This is a genomic window from Actinoplanes xinjiangensis (assembly GCF_003148685.1).
Classification (GTDB): Bacteria; Actinomycetota; Actinomycetes; order Mycobacteriales; family Micromonosporaceae; genus Actinoplanes; species Actinoplanes xinjiangensis.
Window position 1 is genome coordinate 123,579 of record NZ_QGGR01000002.1, and the last position, 14,908, is coordinate 138,486.

At 70.0% G+C, this 14,908-nt stretch carries 17 protein-coding genes; 3 read left to right on the forward strand and 14 right to left on the reverse strand.

Annotation, left to right across the window (positions count from 1 at the left end; all coding sequences use genetic code 11):
- Positions 1-2: 2 nt before the first annotated feature.
- The 4 genes from carA to pyrR are packed head-to-tail and all read right to left on the reverse strand — an operon-like array spanning position 3 to position 3,869.
- Entirely contained in the window at positions 3-1,112 is a 1,110-nt protein-coding gene (gene carA, locus BC793_RS04070) for a glutamine-hydrolyzing carbamoyl-phosphate synthase small subunit (protein WP_109589325.1), read from the reverse strand.
- Positions 1,109-2,371 (reverse strand): dihydroorotase, encoded by a 1,263-nt coding sequence (locus tag BC793_RS04075; protein ID WP_109589327.1) that lies wholly within the window; start codon positions 2,369-2,371, stop codon positions 1,109-1,111. The genes carA and BC793_RS04075 overlap by 4 nt, the downstream gene beginning before the upstream one ends.
- Positions 2,368-3,288: an aspartate carbamoyltransferase catalytic subunit gene (locus BC793_RS04080; RefSeq protein ID WP_109589329.1), complete on the reverse strand. Its 921-nt coding sequence runs from the start codon at positions 3,286-3,288 to the stop codon at positions 2,368-2,370. The genes BC793_RS04075 and BC793_RS04080 overlap by 4 nt, the downstream gene beginning before the upstream one ends.
- The gene (gene pyrR / locus BC793_RS04085; protein WP_373871146.1) at positions 3,285-3,869 is read right to left on the reverse strand and encodes a bifunctional pyr operon transcriptional regulator/uracil phosphoribosyltransferase PyrR; all 585 of its coding nucleotides are present in this window, start codon (positions 3,867-3,869) and stop codon (positions 3,285-3,287) included. Before pyrR ends, BC793_RS04080 begins: the two co-directional genes overlap by 4 nt.
- A 284-nt stretch (positions 3,870-4,153) precedes the next feature.
- On the opposite strand from pyrR, the gene bldD reads away from it, so the two are divergent.
- Positions 4,154-4,642, forward strand: coding sequence for a transcriptional regulator BldD (bldD, locus tag BC793_RS04090; protein WP_014446326.1), 489 nt, complete (start codon positions 4,154-4,156; stop codon positions 4,640-4,642).
- 321 nt (positions 4,643-4,963) lie between these two features.
- Here bldD and nusB read toward each other — a convergent pair whose 3' ends face one another.
- From nusB to aroB, 4 genes are all read right to left on the reverse strand, one after another.
- Positions 4,964-5,398 (reverse strand): transcription antitermination factor NusB, encoded by a 435-nt coding sequence (gene nusB, locus BC793_RS04095; protein ID WP_109589331.1) that lies wholly within the window; start codon positions 5,396-5,398, stop codon positions 4,964-4,966.
- The gene (efp, locus tag BC793_RS04100) at positions 5,398-5,955 is read right to left on the reverse strand and encodes an elongation factor P (RefSeq protein ID WP_109589333.1); all 558 of its coding nucleotides are present in this window, start codon (positions 5,953-5,955) and stop codon (positions 5,398-5,400) included. The genes nusB and efp overlap by 1 nt, the downstream gene beginning before the upstream one ends.
- Positions 5,956-6,030: 75 nt before the next feature.
- Positions 6,031-6,450, reverse strand: a complete 420-nt coding sequence (gene aroQ, locus BC793_RS04105; protein WP_109589335.1) for a type II 3-dehydroquinate dehydratase — start codon at positions 6,448-6,450, stop codon at positions 6,031-6,033.
- Positions 6,447-7,511: a 3-dehydroquinate synthase gene (aroB, locus tag BC793_RS04110; protein ID WP_109589337.1), complete on the reverse strand. Its 1,065-nt coding sequence runs from the start codon at positions 7,509-7,511 to the stop codon at positions 6,447-6,449. The genes aroQ and aroB overlap by 4 nt, the downstream gene beginning before the upstream one ends.
- Before the next feature lie 78 nt (positions 7,512-7,589).
- On the opposite strand from aroB, the gene BC793_RS04115 reads away from it, so the two are divergent.
- Together BC793_RS04115 and BC793_RS04120 are read left to right on the forward strand one after the other, a co-directional pair.
- On the forward strand, positions 7,590-8,309 hold the full coding sequence (locus tag BC793_RS04115; RefSeq protein WP_109589339.1) for a Clp protease N-terminal domain-containing protein: 720 nt from the start codon (positions 7,590-7,592) through the stop codon (positions 8,307-8,309).
- 79 nt (positions 8,310-8,388) lie between these two features.
- Positions 8,389-9,168 (forward strand): polysaccharide deacetylase family protein, encoded by a 780-nt coding sequence (locus BC793_RS04120; protein ID WP_249037374.1) that lies wholly within the window; start codon positions 8,389-8,391, stop codon positions 9,166-9,168.
- Between the two features lie 56 nt (positions 9,169-9,224).
- Here the strand turns inward: BC793_RS04120 and BC793_RS04125 are convergent, their stop codons facing one another.
- From BC793_RS04125 to ruvX, 6 genes are all read right to left on the reverse strand, one after another.
- The gene (locus tag BC793_RS04125; protein WP_109589343.1) at positions 9,225-9,749 is read right to left on the reverse strand and encodes a shikimate kinase; all 525 of its coding nucleotides are present in this window, start codon (positions 9,747-9,749) and stop codon (positions 9,225-9,227) included.
- Positions 9,749-10,927 carry a chorismate synthase gene (aroC, locus tag BC793_RS04130; protein ID WP_109589345.1) on the reverse strand — a complete coding sequence of 393 codons (1,179 nt, stop codon included), beginning with the start codon at positions 10,925-10,927 and terminating at the stop codon, positions 9,749-9,751. Before aroC ends, BC793_RS04125 begins: the two co-directional genes overlap by 1 nt.
- A 78-nt stretch (positions 10,928-11,005) precedes the next feature.
- A complete protein-coding gene (locus tag BC793_RS04135) occupies positions 11,006-11,890 on the reverse strand; it encodes a shikimate dehydrogenase (protein WP_109590306.1) in 885 nt (294 codons plus the stop codon).
- Positions 11,891-11,921: 31 nt separating this feature from the next.
- A complete protein-coding gene (gene mltG / locus BC793_RS04140) occupies positions 11,922-13,103 on the reverse strand; it encodes an endolytic transglycosylase MltG (RefSeq protein WP_109589347.1) in 1,182 nt (393 codons plus the stop codon).
- A gap of 165 nt (positions 13,104-13,268) precedes the next feature.
- Positions 13,269-14,450 (reverse strand): endolytic transglycosylase MltG, encoded by a 1,182-nt coding sequence (mltG, locus tag BC793_RS04145; RefSeq protein ID WP_109589349.1) that lies wholly within the window; start codon positions 14,448-14,450, stop codon positions 13,269-13,271.
- A gap of 1 nt (position 14,451) precedes the next feature.
- On the reverse strand, positions 14,452-14,907 hold the full coding sequence (gene ruvX / locus BC793_RS04150) for a Holliday junction resolvase RuvX (protein ID WP_373871231.1): 456 nt from the start codon (positions 14,905-14,907) through the stop codon (positions 14,452-14,454).
- Position 14,908 lies beyond the last annotated feature (1 nt).

The following is a 14,908-nucleotide window of genomic DNA, read 5'->3' on the forward strand; positions in this document are numbered from 1 at the left end:
GCTCAGCCCTTCTTTTCCACAAGGTCGACGAAGCGGTCGAACAGGTAGTCCGCGTCGTGCGGGCCGGCAGCGGCCTCGGGGTGGTACTGGACGGTGAAAGCCGGGACCTCCAGGCCCCGCAGGCCCTCGACCACGTCGTCGTTCAGGCAGACGTGCGAGACCTCGACACCACCGAAGTCGGTGTCGATGCGCTGCCCGATCGGGGCGTCCACGGCGAAACCGTGGTTGTGGCTGGTCACCTCGACCTTGCCGGTGGTCTTGTCGAGCACCGGCTGGTTGATGCCGCGGTGGCCGTACCCCAGCTTGTAGGTGCCGAAGCCGAGCGCCCGGCCGAGGATCTGGCTGCCGAAGCAGATGCCGAACAGCGGCACCTGCCGGCGCATGACCTCCTGTGCCAGCGCGACCGGGCCGTCGGCGGTCGCCGGGTCGCCGGGGCCGGGCGAGAAGAACACCGCGTCCGGGCCGACCGCCAGCAGGTCCTCGATCGACGAGGAGGCCGGGAAGACGTGCGTGGTCACGCCCCGCTCGGCCAGCCGGCGCGAGACGTTGCGCTTGATGCCCAGGTCCAGCGCGGCGACCGTGTAGCGGTGCTCGCCCGCCGCCGCGACGGTGTACCGCTGCGGGGTGGAGACCTGGGCGGACAGGTCGGCGCCGAGCATCTGCGGCTGCGCCAGGACCCGCTGCTGCAACGCCCGCACGTCGAGGTCGACGGACGAGATGCCGACCCGCATCGCGCCGCGTTCCCGCAGGTGGCGGGTGAGAGCGCGGGTGTCGACGCCGCTGATGCCGACGATGCCCTCGGCCTTGAGCCGGTCGCCGAGGTCCCCGGTGGAGCGCCAGTTGGACGGGCGGCGGGCCGGGTCACGGACCACGTAACCGGCCACCCAGATGCGGTCGGACTCGTCGTCCTCGTCGTTGACGCCGGTGTTGCCGATCTGCGGCGCGGTCTGCACCACGACCTGCCGGTGGAACGAGGGGTCGGTCAGGACCTCCTGATATCCGGTCATGCCGGTGGTGAACACCGCCTCACCGAACGTCTCGCCCACGGCGCCGTACGCCGTGCCGTGGAATGTCCGCCCGTCCTCGAGAACGAGGATTGCCTTCGACGTCACTTGACTGCCTTCCCGTCCAGAACCGTAGCCTCGCCCCGCAGGAAGGTCGCCACGATGCGACCGGGCAGGGTCATGCCCGCGTACGGTGTGTTGCGACTGCGGCTCGCCAGCTCCGACGGGTCGACGACCCGGCGCGCGGACGGGTCCACCAGCGTCAGGTTCGCCGGGGAGCCGACGGTCAGGTCACCGCCGTGCCCGGCCAGACCGGCGATGCGGGCCGGGGCCCGGGACATCCGGTCGGCGATCAGCTCCCACTGCGGGCCGTAGATGCTCAGCACGATCGGCAGCGCGGTCTCCAGGCCGAGCATGCCGGGCCGCGCGTGCGCCCACTCGCACTCCTTGTCCTGCACGGCGTGCGGGGCGTGGTCGGTGGCCACCACGTCGATCACCCCGTCCAGCAGTGCCTGGCGCAGGGCCTCGACGTCCTTGCGCGTACGCAACGGGGGGTTGACCTTGAAGACCGGGTCGTAACCGGCCGCGAGCTCGTCGGTGAGCAGCAGGTGGTGCGGGGTGACCTCGGCGGTCACCCGGACGCCGCGGGCCTTGGCCTGGCGCAGCACCTCGACCGAGCCGGCCGTGGAGACGTGGCAGACGTGCAGGCGGCTACCGACGTGCTCGGCCAGCAGCACGTCCCGGGCGATGATCGCCTCCTCGGCGACCGCCGGCCAGCCGGTGAGACCGAGCCGGGTGCTGACCTCGCCCTCGTGCATCTGCGCGCCCTCGGTGAGGCGGGGCTCCTCGGCGTGCTGGGCGATCACGCCGTCGAACGCCTTCACGTACTCCAGGGCCCGGCGCATCAGCTTCGGGTCGGCGACGCAGAAGCCGTCGTCGGAGAAGATCCGCACGTTCGCGGCGGAGGAGGCCATCGCGCCGAGCTCGGCCATCTGCTTGCCGGCCAGGCCGACCGTGACCGCGCCGATCGGTTGCACGTCGACCAGCCCGGCCTCCCGGCCGAGCCGCCAGACCTGCTCGACCACGCCGGCGGTGTCGGCGACCGGCGAGGTGTTCGCCATCGCGCAGACCGCGGTGTAGCCGCCCAGGGCCGCGGCACGGGAGCCGGTCTCGACCGTCTCGGCGTCCTCACGGCCGGGCTCGCGCAGGTGGGTGTGCACGTCCACCAGGCCGGGCAGCGCGACGAGTCCCCCGGCGTCGACGACCTCGGCGCCCTCGAACGGAGCGGCGATCACACCGTCCTTGATGAACAGATCGGTCGGCGCGGCGCCGAGGATCGAGACGCCCTTGATCAGGTACGCCATCACTTGCCTCCCAAAAGCAGGTAGAGGACGGCCATCCGGACGCTGACGCCGTTGGCGACCTGTTCGACGATCGTGGAGCGGGGTGAGTCGGCCACCTCGGGCGCGATCTCCATCCCGCGGTTCATCGGGCCGGGGTGCATGACGATCGCGTGCTCCGGCATCTTCGCCAGCCGGGACACATCGAGCCCGTAGCGGCGGCTGTACTCCCGCGCCGACGGGAAGTAGGAGTCCTGCATCCGCTCGGTCTGCACGCGCAGCATCATCACCACGTCGCTGTCCGGCAGCACCGCGTCCAGGTCGAAGGAGACCTGGGTCTTCTCGGACAGCGCGGCGGCCACGTCGAGCGGGATCAGCGTGGGCGGGCCGACCACGGTCACCTGCGCGCCGAGGGTGGTCAGCAGCAGGACGTTGGACCGGGCCACCCGGCTGTGCAGCACGTCGCCGACGATCGCGACCCGCAGGCCGTCGAGACGGCCGAGACGGGACCGCATCGTGTACGCGTCGAGCAGCGCCTGGGTCGGGTGCTCGTGGGTGCCGTCGCCGGCGTTGACCACCGAGCCGTCCACCCAGTTCGCCAGCCGGTGCGGCGCGCCGCTGGCCCAGTGCCGGATCACCACGGCGTCGGCGCCCATCGCCTGGAGGGTCAGCGCGGTGTCCTTGAGGCTCTCGCCCTTCGACACGCTGGAGCCCTTGGCGGAGAAGTTGATGACGTCGGCGGAGAGCCGCTTGGCGGCCGCCTCGAAGGAGATCCGGGTGCGGGTCGAGTCCTCGTAGAAGAGGTTGACCACGGTGCGGCCGCGCAGCGCGGGCAGTTTCTTCACCTCGCGGCCGGAGAGCGCGGCCATCTCGGCCGCGGTGTCCAGGATCAGCGTGGCGGTGGCGGCGTCCAGGTCGGCGGCGGAGCGCAGGTGCTTGATCACGAGAGGCCTCCGAGCAGCTTGACCTCGTCGGCGCCGTCGGTCTCGGTGAGGGTCACCTTGACACTCTCGCTGAGCGCGGTCGGGATGTTCTTGCCCACGTAGTCGGCGCGGATCGGCAACTGCCGGTGACCGCGGTCGACCAGGACCGCGAGCTGCACCGAGCTGGGCCGGCCGACGTCGTTGAGGGCGTCCAGGGCGGCACGCACCGACCGGCCGGAGAAGAGCACGTCGTCGACGAGGATGACCCGCAGCCCGTCGATGCCACCGGGCGGCAACTCGGTACGGCCGAGCGCGCGGGTGGCCTTGAGGCGCAGATCGTCGCGGTAGAGCGTGATGTCGAGCGAGCCGACCGGGACCTCGACGCCCTCGAAGGCGTGAATCCGGGCGGCGAGGCGGTGGGCGAGCGGGACGCCCCGGGTCGGGATGCCGAGGAGCACGGTCCCGGTGGCGCCGGAGGTCTTCTCGAGAATCTGATGGGCGATCCGGTCGACGACCCGGTGCAGGTCGGACTCCGCCAGAATGATCTTGCTAGGTGCGTCTGCGCGTGGTTGTGCCACGGCGGACCTCCTTCCCCGCCTCACGGGACGGGTCGTTAAAGGACGTCGGTCGGGTCTCCGGTGGTGAAAGTCCCGATGGCTGACGCTACGTTACCAGTGGACGCGCCGTTGGCCATGGTGACGTGCCTGACGGGAGCAGAGCGGACAAATCACGCCGACTAGGGATACAGCCGGTAACTTTGGTGCGCCCCGCACGACTCATCGGTAACCAACACTTGACCGGCGGTCGCAAACTCCGTACCGTCACGCAGCGTAGCGATCCGTGAGGAAAGAACCCTCCGGGCCAGCACAGTACCGGGAGTGTCCGTATGCCGTCTGAGTACGCGAAGTCGCTGGGCGCCCGCCTGCGCTCCATCCGTCAGCAGCAGGGCCTGTCCCTGCAGGGTGTCGAAGAGAAGTCCAACGGCCGCTGGAAAGCCGTCGTGGTCGGCTCCTACGAGCGTGGCGACCGCGCCGTCACCGTGTCACGTCTGGCCGAACTGGCCGACTTCTACCGTGTGCCCGTCTCCGAGCTGCTGCCCGACGGCAGTGGCATCCGCCTCGAGGCCACCAACAAGATCGTCCTGGACCTCGAGAAACTGTACGACACCACTGGTGAGGACCTCGCCTATGTGGCGCGGTACGCCCGTGCGATCCAGCAGCAGCGTGGCGACTACAACGGCCGGGTGCTGTCCATCCGGGCCGACGACCTGCGTGCGCTCGCCATCGTCTACGACATCTCGCCGTCCGGCCTCATCGAGCGCCTGACCGAGCAGGGTGTCCTGGTGGCCGACCCGCGTGCGTTCTTCGCCAGCTGAACCCGGCTGCACCCGGCTGAACCTCGGCCGGCTTAACGAAATCAGCAACACCCTGTAGCGCCCCCCGTAAAGCCCGCGTCCCCCCGACGCGGGCTTTCGCCTTTGCACCCCTCGCCGCGCGTGAGCCCCCCGGCGACGCGCCCGCCGGGGGCGTCCCCGATGCGTGACCGCGCTCCGTGAAACGGGCCTCGTCGCTCTGCGTCGCCGGTTCGGGATTCCCGGGCCCGGACGCAGCACCTTCTCACAACGGGCTGACACGGGCTGTGAGGCGGAAACAGGGCGGGCCCGGACCACGAAGGTCCGGGCCCGCCCTGACAGCGCTCAGCGCGTGGCGAAGGCCGCGATCCGGTCGAGCAGCCCGTTGAGGAAACGGGGACTGTCGTCGGTCGACATCTCCCTGGCCAGTTCGACCGCCTCGGTGATGGCCACCGGGTCGTCCACGTCCGCCTCGTAGAGCAGCTCGTAGACCGCGATCCGGGCAAGGTTACGGTCGACCGCGGGCATCCGGTCGATCGTCCAGCCCTCGGCGTAGCTGGCGATCAGCTCGTCGATCCGGTCGAGGTGCTTGGCCACACCCTCGATGAGCGTCTTCGAATACTCGAGATGCTCGGGGTGTGGCCTCGCGATCCGGTCCAGGTACGTCAGGAGCACCTGACCCGGCGGGAGGTCACGCAGGTCTGCCTCGAAGAGGACGTCCAGCGCTCGCTTGCGGGCCTTGCGACGCGCGAGCCGTTCCTTCTTGGGACCTTCAGCCATCAGCTGCGGCCGAGGTAGCGGCCGTCGCGGGTGTCGACCTTGATCTTCTCACCGGTGGTGATGAAGAGCGGAACCTGAACCGTTGCGCCGGTCTCGACTGTCGCCGGCTTGGTGCCACCGGTCGAGCGGTCGCCCTGAAGGCCCGGCTCGGTGTAGGTGACCTCGAGGAACACGCTGGTCGGCAGCTCGATGTAGAGCGGCACACCCTCGTGCAGCGCGACCGTGGCCTCAGCCTCGGCCAGCAGGTAGTTGGCGTTGTCACCGACCGTGGCGCCGGGGACGTGGATCTGGTCGTAGGTGTCCAGGTCCATGAAGACGTAGTCCTCACCGTCCTGGTACAGATACTGCATCGTGCGCTTGTCCACGGTCGCGGTTTCAACCTTGGTGCCCGCGTTGAAGGTCTTGTCGACGACCTTGCCGGACAGCACGTGCTTCAGCGTGGTCCGCACGAAGGCCGGGCCCTTACCTGGCTTGACGTGCTGGAACTCAACGACGGACCACAGCTCCTTGTCGAGGTTGAGAACCAGGCCGTTCTTCAGGTCGTTGGTGGAAGCCATGTCCTGCCTTGATCTTGACGCGAATCGGTGACCGAACCACTCTACCGGCGTGAAGCTGGCCGGAGCGAATCGGGCCTAGCGGGCGATGTGCTCCAGGGCCAGGCGATATCCGTCGAAACCCAGTCCGGCGATCACCCCGGTGGCGACCGGTGAGATGACCGAGTGGTGCCGGAACTCCTCCCGGGCGTGGACGTTGGAGATGTGCACCTCGACCAGCTTGCCGCGCAGCATCGCGCAGGCGTCCCGCACGGCGTAGTTGTAGTGGGTCCAGGCGCCCGGGTTGAGCACCACGTCGGCGCCCTCGTCGGCGGCCTGGTAGAGCCACTCCAGCATCTCGTACTCGGCGTTCGTCTGCTTCACTTCGACGGTCAGGCCCAGGTCGTCGGCGACGGTCTGGCACATCTCGACCAGGTCCTGATACGTCGAGGACCCGTAGACGCCGGGCTCACGCAGGCCCAGCCGGCCCAGGTTCGGCCCGTTCAGCACATAGATCATCGGGCCACCGCCGCGTACGCCGCACGCAGCAGCTCCTCGTCCGGGCCGGCCAGGATGCCCGGTTTCGCCAGCCCGTCCAGGACCACGAACCGCAGGGTGGCCGCGCGCGCCTTCTTGTCGACGCGCATGGCCGGCAGCAGGTCGTCCCAGGCCTCCGCCGGGTACGCCGTGGGCAGCCCCAGCGACTCCAGGACCACCCGGTGCCGCGCGGCGGTCGCCTCGTCCAGCCGCCCGGTGAGCCGGCCCAGCTCGGCCGCGAAGATCAGGCCCACCGCGATGGCGTTCCCGTGCTTCCAGGAGTACTTCTCCCGTCGCTCGATCGCGTGACCCAGCGTGTGCCCGTAGTTGAGGATCTCGCGCAGCCCGGACTCCTTGAGGTCCACCCCGACCACGTCCGCCTTCACCCGGATCTTGCGCTCGATCAGCTCACGCAGCACGTCGCTGCGCGGGTCGAGAGCCGCCGCCGGATCCGCCTCGATCAACTCGAGGATCCGCGGGTCGGCGATGAAGCCGCCCTTGACCACCTCGGCGAGGCCGGCCGCGACGTCCTCGGCGGGCAGCGTGTCCAGCGCGTCCAGGTCGCACAGCACCCCGGCGGGCGGGTGGAAGGCGCCCACCAGGTTCTTACCGGCGGCGATGTTGACCGCGGTCTTGCCACCGACGGCGGCGTCGACCATGCCGGCCACCGAGGTGGCCACCGGCACCCAGCGGACCCCGCGGAGCCAGGCCGCCGCGACATAACCGGCGAGGTCGGTGGTCGCGCCACCCCCGACACCCACCACCACATCGGTACGGGTGAAGCCCGCGGCCCCGAGCTGGTCCCAGCACCGGGCGGCGACCTCGATCGACTTGCCCCGCTCGGCGTCGGGCACCTCGATCGGCACCACGGTCGTGGCACCGGCCGCCCCGGCGACGGCCTCGGCGCGCTCGCGGAGCGTCGGCGGGTGCAGCACCGCCACCCGGGTCGCGCCCTCGATCATCGCCGGTAGCTCGTCCGCCAGCCCTCGGCCCACGACCACGTCATATGGACGGTCACCCGTCACCGGAATCCGCGTCACCACGGGCTACACCCTATGCGTACGCCCGCGGGCCTCCATGGGGTTATATACAGATGACCCCAAGAGGGTTACACATGAGTCATGCCGAAAATCAACGTGTACCTTCCCGACGACCTGGCCGAAGCGGTCCGCGAGACCGGCCTGCCCGTCTCGCCGATCTGCCAACGGGCCCTGGAGCACGCGGTCCGCCGCATCACCACGATCCGCCAGGCCGTCCTGACCGACATCGACCCGGCCTGGCTCGCCGAGCGCCTGCCCAGCTTCACCGCCCGCCTGGTCAGCGTCCTCAACCTGGCCGCGGTGCGGGCCCGCGAGACCGGCGCCGGCTCGGTCACCACCGGCCACCTGCTGCACGGTCTGCTCGCCGAGGGACAGAACCTGGGCCTGCAGATCCTCCACGCGATGGACGTCGCCCCCGGCTCGCTGACCGCACCGGACACCCCCGAGCCCCCGGCCGTCCCCGGCGCGCTGCGGTTCAGCGCCGCCGCCGCGGTCGCCCTGGAACTCAGCGTCGGGGAGGCGATCGGGTTCGGCCACAACTACGTGGGCTGCGAGCACCTGCTGGTCGGCCTGGCCGCCGAGCCGGACGGTGCGGCCGGGGAACTGCTCCGCTCCCGCGCCGTCGACGGCAAGGCCGCCCGCCGCACGGTGGCCGCCGCCATCGCCGGTTACGCCCACCTCCGGGCCACCACCGCCGACCAGACCGCACCCCCGGCCCTGCTGAACGCCCTCCGTGCCGAACTGGCGCCGCTCCTCCAGCGGATCGAGCGGCTGGAACAGCACCTCCCGAGAATCCCCTGACGATCCCGTTGCGGTCGTCCGATATTGTCGCTGACCGCAACGGGGGGAACTGAAAATGGGTATCGATCGACGTACGGTCATGCGGCGTGCGCTCCTGGCGACCGGTGGGGTGGCCGCCGGCGCCGCCGGGGCGGTCGCTCTGCCCCGCCTGTTCGGATGGGACCGGCCGCCGCTCAGCGGTGGGTACGCGGCGGCCGCGGACGCACCGGCGGACCTGCAGAACCCCGGACTGTCGGTGCGCTACTACGTGGAGACCACGGAGCCGGTGGTGGCCTTCACGTTCGACGACGGGCCGGCCCCGGACTGGACGCCGATGGTGCTCGACGCCCTCGACGCCGCCGCGATCCCGGCCACGTTCTTCATGGTCGGGCGCAACCTGGAGGCCAACGCCGGGCTGGTCCGCGACCGGATGGCCCGGCACGAGATCGGCAACCACTCGTGGTCGCACGACGACCTCGCCACCCTGGACAAGGCCGGTGTGCAGAGCGAGCTGTCCCGCACGCACGAGATGATCCAGAAGGTCTTCGGGCGGACCCCGACGCTGATGCGCCCGCCGTACGGGCATCTCGGCGGCTCCACCGTGCTGGCCGCCGACTGCATGGGCTACGACATCGTGCTCTGGTCGCACCTGATGCGCGAGCTGCACTTCGAGGAGGACCCGGACGGGCAGGTACGCGACATCGTCGACAACGTCCGCCCGGGTTCGATCGTGCTGGCCCACGATGTCGGCAAGCCGCACCGGCTGGTGTCGCTGCGCGGCCTCGGCGCCATGTTCGCCGGCCTGAAGGCGCGCGGTTTCCGGTTCGCGACCGTCTCCGAGCTGGCCGCCCTGGAGACGAGCAAGACGAGCGCCGCCTAGCTGCCGGCCGCCCTCGCCGGCCGCCGGCCGCCCTCACTAGCCGCCGGCCGCTCTCGCTAGCTGCCGGTGCCGGTGCCGGTGCCGCGGAGCAGGGCGATCACCTCGGCGGTGATGTCCGGCTCCTCGCGGCCGTCGGTGACCACGGTGTGGGTGGCCACCTCGAGATAGAGCGGGCGGCGCTGCTCGAGCAGGTATTTCAGGGTGGCGCGCGGGTTCATCGCCAGCAACGGACGGCCCGCGCCCAGACCGACCCGCTTGATCGCGTCGGTCAGCTCCACGGACAGGAAGACGACCGTGTGGTCGGCGAGGCTCTTCCGCGTACCCTCGTCGAGGATCGCGCCGCCGCCCAGGGCGAGGATGCCGCCGAACGACTCCAGCGAGGACGCCACGACCTCGCGTTCGAGGGCGCGGAACGCGGCCTCCCCGTCGTCGACGAAGATCTCCGGGATCGGCTTGCCGGCCCGCTCCTCGATGATCGCGTCGGTGTCGCCGAAGGGCACCCCGAGCGCCGCGGCGACCGCCTGGCCGACGGTGGTCTTGCCGGCGCCCATCACGCCGACGAAGACGGCGACCGGCGCCATCAGTGGATGATCAGGTTGTCGAGGTACGACTTGAGGTTGCGCCGGATCTCGGCGACCGAGTCACCGCCGAACTTCTCCGTCGCCGCCTCGGCCAGCACCAGGGCGACCATCGCCTCGGCGACGACCGCGCCGGCCGGGACCGCACAGACGTCGGACCGCTGGTTGATCGCGGTGGCCGGCTCGCCGGTGAGGATGTCGACGGTCTGGAGCGCCCGGTTCAGCGAGGAGATCGGCTTGAGCGCGGCACGCACCCGCAGCGGCTCACCGTTGGTGATGCCACCTTCCAGGCCGCCGGCCCGGTCGGTCACCCGTTTCACGCCCTCGGGTGTCGGCACGATCTCGTCGTGGGCGACCGAACCGCGGGACCGGGCCTGGGTGAAACCGTCACCGATCTCGACACCCTTGACCGACTGGATCGACATCAGCGCGGTGGCCAGGCGGGCGTCGAGCTTGCGGTCCCACTGCACGTGCGAGCCGAGACCCGGCGGCACGTTGTAGGCCAGCACCTCGACGATGCCGCCGAGCGTGTCCGCGTCCTGCTTGGCGGCGTCGACCTCGGCCACCATGCGGGCGCTGGCCTCCGGGTCGAGGCAGCGCAACGGGTCCTCGTCGATGCGATCGAAGTCGTCGGGGGTCGGGATCACCCCCGGCTTCGCGGCGACCGAGCCCAGCTCGATGACGTGCGAGACGATGTCGATACCGAGGGCCTGCTTGATCAGCTGCTTGGCGACCACACCGACGGCGACACGGGCCGCGGTCTCCCGGGCGCTGGCGCGCTCCAGGATCGGGCGGGCGTCGGTGTGCCCATACTTCTGCATGCCGGCCAGGTCGGCGTGACCGGGACGCGGCCGGGTCAGCGCCGCGTTGCGCGACTGCGACGCCAGCACCTCCGGGTCGACCGGGTCGGCCGCCATGACGGTCTCCCACTTGGGCCACTCGGTGTTACCGATCCGGATCGCCACCGGCGAGCCCTGGGTCACCCCGTGCCGGACACCGCCGATGATCTCGAGCTCGTCCTGCTCGAACTTCATCCGGGCGCCCCGGCCGTAGCCCAGGCGGCGACGCACCAGATCACGGGTGATGTCCGCGCTCGTCACCTCGATACCGGCGGGAACACCCTCCAGCAGCGCGACGAGCGCCGGTCCGTGCGATTCACCTGCAGTCAGCCAGCGCAACACGGCAACAGTCTGGCACGGCGCCCGCACGCGGCGGCACGAGGCCGTCCGCATCCCGTCCTGCGGACACCCGGTCCGCTCTCACCCGCGGGTCGCGACGGCCTCGCCGAGAGCCGTCCGCATCGCCTCCTGCGGAGCCTCCGCCACCCCGGTGAACTGCTCGAACTGGCTGAGCGCCTGTGCCAGCAGCAGGTCCAGCCCGGAGACCACGGGAACGTCGTGCCGCACCGCGGAGGCGGCCAGCGGCGTCGGCCACGGGTGGTAGAGGGCGTCGAAATACACACTGCCGGGTCGCCAGGTGACCCGCTCGGCCAGCTCGTCGGTGGCGCCCTTGGGGACGGTGGACAGGACCGCGTCGGCGTCGAAGGCGCCCTCCGCGTCGGCCCAGGCGACGCCGTCGAGGGTGAGCCCGAGAGCCACGGCCACCGGCTCCAGCTCCTCGCGCGCCCCGGGACGCCGGGTGACCACGGTGACCGCCTGAGCGCCCAGCTCCGCCGCGGCGGCGAGAGCGGCACGGGCGGTGCCGCCACCACCGAGCACGGTGATCCGCGGCGGCGCCTCCTTGACCGCGTGCCGGCCGCGGCTCAGGCCGAGCCCGGCCTCGCGCAGCACGTGCACCATGCCGGGGACGTCGGTGTTGTCGGCGTGCCAGGAACCGTCCGGCTGCCGGACCAGGGTGTTCGCCACGCCGGCCGCGATGGCGACCGGCGACGCCGACGTGGCCAGCCGCAGCGCGGCCTCCTTGAGCGGCATGGTCAGCGACAGCCCGGCCCACTCCGGGCCCAGGCCGGCGATCAGATCCGGCAGCTCGGACTCGGCGCATTCGATCGCCTCATACGTCCAGCCGGCCAGCCCGGCGGCGGCGAACCCGGCATTGTGGATCACCGGGGAGAGCGAGTGTGCGATCGGCTTACCGCACACGGCGGCCTTCCGGCCGCTGGACGGGGTCTCGTCTTGGCTCTGCACCCGGCCCACTTTACGGGGCCGGGGAACCCGCTCATTTACCGCAGAGGTCGATGCCGTTGGCGCAGGCCTTCTGCACGTTCTTCTGGTGCTCGGCGTCGGTCACCGCGAACGCGGAGCGGCCACTCTTGTCGACCGCCACGAAGAACAGCCACGGCCCGGTCGTCGGCTTCATGGACCCGATCAGCGCCGCCTTGCCGGGGCTGTTGATCGGCCCGAGCGGCAGACCCTTCACGATCTCCGTGTTGTACGGGTTCTTCGGGTCCTCCATCTCCTTGGTGAGGAGTTCACCCGAGTGCTTGGGGTCCTTGCCGTTGAGCTGGAGCCAATAGTTCGTGGTGACGTCGAACTGCAGGGGCATGTCCTTGACGTACGCCCGGTTGTAGGCGACCCGGGCCACCTTCGGCAGGTCCGCGGTGATACCGGCCTCGGCCTGGGCCAGCGACGCCACGATCAGCCCCTCGTACGGCGACACCTTGCGGTTCTTCTGTACGTCGTCGGCGAAGCCCATGTCACCGGTGACGGTGAGGAAGTGCTCCACCATGGTGCGCAGCGCCTGCTCGGCGGTCACCTTCGGGTCGAACTCGTAGGTGTCGGGGAAGAGGAAGCCCTCGGCGCTCCTGGCCGACTGCTTGCCGTCACTCCGGTTGAACCACCAGTCCGGCACGCCGAGCGCCACCGGGTCCTTCGCCGCCTCCTCGAAGTCCTTCACCGGGATGCCGGTGCCCTTGGAGAGCAGCTCGTACGTCTGCTTCGCGGTCTTGCCCTCGGGGATCGTCACACCCTTGCTGAGCCGCGTGTTCGGGTCGAGGAGCTGTGCGAGGGCCTGCTTGGCGGCCATCTGGCGGCGCAGCACGTAGGTGCCGGCCTGGATGTTCTCACTCTTCGGCTCGGCCTCGGCGGCCTGGATGAACGCCTTCGTACTCTTCACCACGTCGGCCTCGACCAGCTCGTTGCCGATCTCGGTGAGCGACTGGTTCTTCCTGATCGTGACCTCGACCGGAGTGGAACCGGAGCCCTCGTAGTCGGCGGCGACGAAGAAGCTGGCGACCTTCGTGTAACCGAAGTAGACACCACCACCCAGGACCGCGAACAACAACAGGGTCATGACCAGCGCGACGGCCGACCGGCCCCGCCCTTTCCCGGCCCGGTTGCCACGCCGGGAACCACCCGACTCGGCGTCCTCTTCGAACGCCACATCCAGTTCGTCGATCATCTCCGTCTGCCTCCGCTGCCCGTCCGGCCGACTCCCGTCAGAACACGACCAGCACTGACGCGCACCATACCCACATCGATGCCTTCGCGCCCACCCCTGCGTTCCTGCCTAACGCGTGGTGGCCGACCGGAGCAACCCCGGCCGACCAGAGCACCCGTCAGAGGGTCAGCAGATCGGGATACCGTTCCTGCATGCCACCTGGATGTTGGCGTTGTGCTCGTCGAAAGTCTTGCCGTACGCCATGGTGCCCTTAGCGTCGACCGTCACGAAGAAGAAGTACGGACTCTTCGGCGCGTCGATCGCACCCTTCAGAGCGATTTCACCCGGGTTGCTGATCGGCCCGATCGACATACCGGGCGCGTTGTACCGGTACGGGTTCTCCGCACCGTGCAACTCGTCGATCGTCAGCTTCTCGGAGGACTTACCCTCCTTGCCGTTCAGCCGGAGCCAGTAGTTGACCGTGCTGTCCAGCTGGAGGCAGCCGCACGGGAAGTCACCGGAGTACGCCCGGTTGTACAGCACCCGGGCCACCGGGCCCATGTCCTCCGGGAGCAGCGCCTCCACCTGGGTGATCGAGGCGGCCACCAGGGCCTCGTACGGCGAGATCTGAAGTTTCGCGGCCTTGTTGGCGAAGTCCAGCTTCGTCATCTCGGCGTTGAAGTTCTTGACGAGCATCTTGAGGATCTGGTCGGCCGTGGCGTTCTTCGGCAGCTCGTAGGTCGCCGGGTAGAGGAAGCCCTCGATGTTGGACTTGTCCACCTTCTTGCCGTCGGTCCGCTTGAGCCAGGCCGCCGGGACGCCCAGCTTGGAGATGTCGGACGCGGCCTTCTCGAAGTCCTCGTACTTGAGGCCGCTGGCCTTCGCGAGCGCGTCGAAGACCTGCATCTTCGTCCACCCCTCGGGGATGGTGACGGCACCCTCGACGTACTTGTTCTTCAGATCCAGCAGGGCGGTCACCGCGTCGGCGGCCTTCATCTCCTTGCGGAGCCGGTACTGCCCGACCTGGATGTCGGTGCTGTCCGGGTTCTCGTTCGCCGCGTTGACGAACGCCCGCGCACTCTTGACCACACCCTTGTCGTAGAGGGTTTCGGCGATCGCGGAGGCGGAATCGTTCTTCTTCACCTCGACGATCACCTCACCGGTGCCGGGGCCGTCGAAGTCGGCCGCCAGGAAACGGCCGGCGAAGCGGTCGTAGCCATACCACGCGCCGCCACCGAGGACGCCGAACAGCAGCAGGATCATGACGAACGCGACGACGGAGCGGCCCTTCCCCTCCTTACGGCGGTGACGCCACCGCCCGGGATCCGGGTTGCTCTCGAACCTGAGTTCCATCTCGTCGTTGCTCAAATTAAGTCTGCCTCCGCTGCGCGTCCAGCCAGCCCTGCAGGATCTCCACAGCCGCCGCCTGGTCCACCACCGCCCGCTGCTTCTTACCCCTCACACCGCGCTCCGCCAGACGCCGGGTGGCCACGACCGTGGACATCCGCTCGTCGGTCATCAGCACCGGCACCGGCGCGAGCACCGCACCGAGCCGTTCCGCGTACGCGCGGACGTGGCCGGCCGCCACACCCTCGCGCCCGTTGAGCGCGACCGGGAGCCCGACGACCACTTCGGTCGCCTCGTGCTCGGCCACCAGCCGGGCCAGCTCCACCATGTCCTTCGGAGTGCCGTCGTCACCGGTCTCCCGGTCCCGTGACACGGTGACCACCGGGCTGGCCAGGATCCCGTCCGGATCGCACTTGGCGACACCGACACGCACCTGACCCACGTCCACACCCAGGCGGACGCCCCGAGTGAAGCGCATG

Excerpts from the sequence above, each read along its gene's own strand:
- BC793_RS04115 (WP_109589339.1), top strand. The coding sequence starts at position 7,590 with ATGCCGAAAATCAACGTGTACCTTCCCGACGACCTGGCCGAAGCGGTC.
- efp (WP_109589333.1), bottom strand. The coding sequence starts at position 5,955 with ATGGCTTCCACCAACGACCTGAAGAACGGCCTGGTTCTCAACCTCGAC.
- BC793_RS04120 (WP_249037374.1), top strand. The coding sequence starts at position 8,389 with ATGCGGCGTGCGCTCCTGGCGACCGGTGGGGTGGCCGCCGGCGCCGCC.
- BC793_RS04125 (WP_109589343.1), bottom strand. The coding sequence starts at position 9,749 with ATGGCGCCGGTCGCCGTCTTCGTCGGCGTGATGGGCGCCGGCAAGACC.
- bldD (WP_014446326.1), top strand. The coding sequence starts at position 4,154 with ATGCCGTCTGAGTACGCGAAGTCGCTGGGCGCCCGCCTGCGCTCCATC.
- ruvX (WP_373871231.1), bottom strand. The coding sequence starts at position 14,907 with ATGCGCTTCACTCGGGGCGTCCGCCTGGGTGTGGACGTGGGTCAGGTG.
- mltG (WP_109589347.1), bottom strand. The coding sequence starts at position 13,103 with ATGATCGACGAACTGGATGTGGCGTTCGAAGAGGACGCCGAGTCGGGT.
- nusB (WP_109589331.1), bottom strand. The coding sequence starts at position 5,398 with ATGGCTGAAGGTCCCAAGAAGGAACGGCTCGCGCGTCGCAAGGCCCGC.
- aroQ (WP_109589335.1), bottom strand. The coding sequence starts at position 6,450 with ATGATCTATGTGCTGAACGGGCCGAACCTGGGCCGGCTGGGCCTGCGT.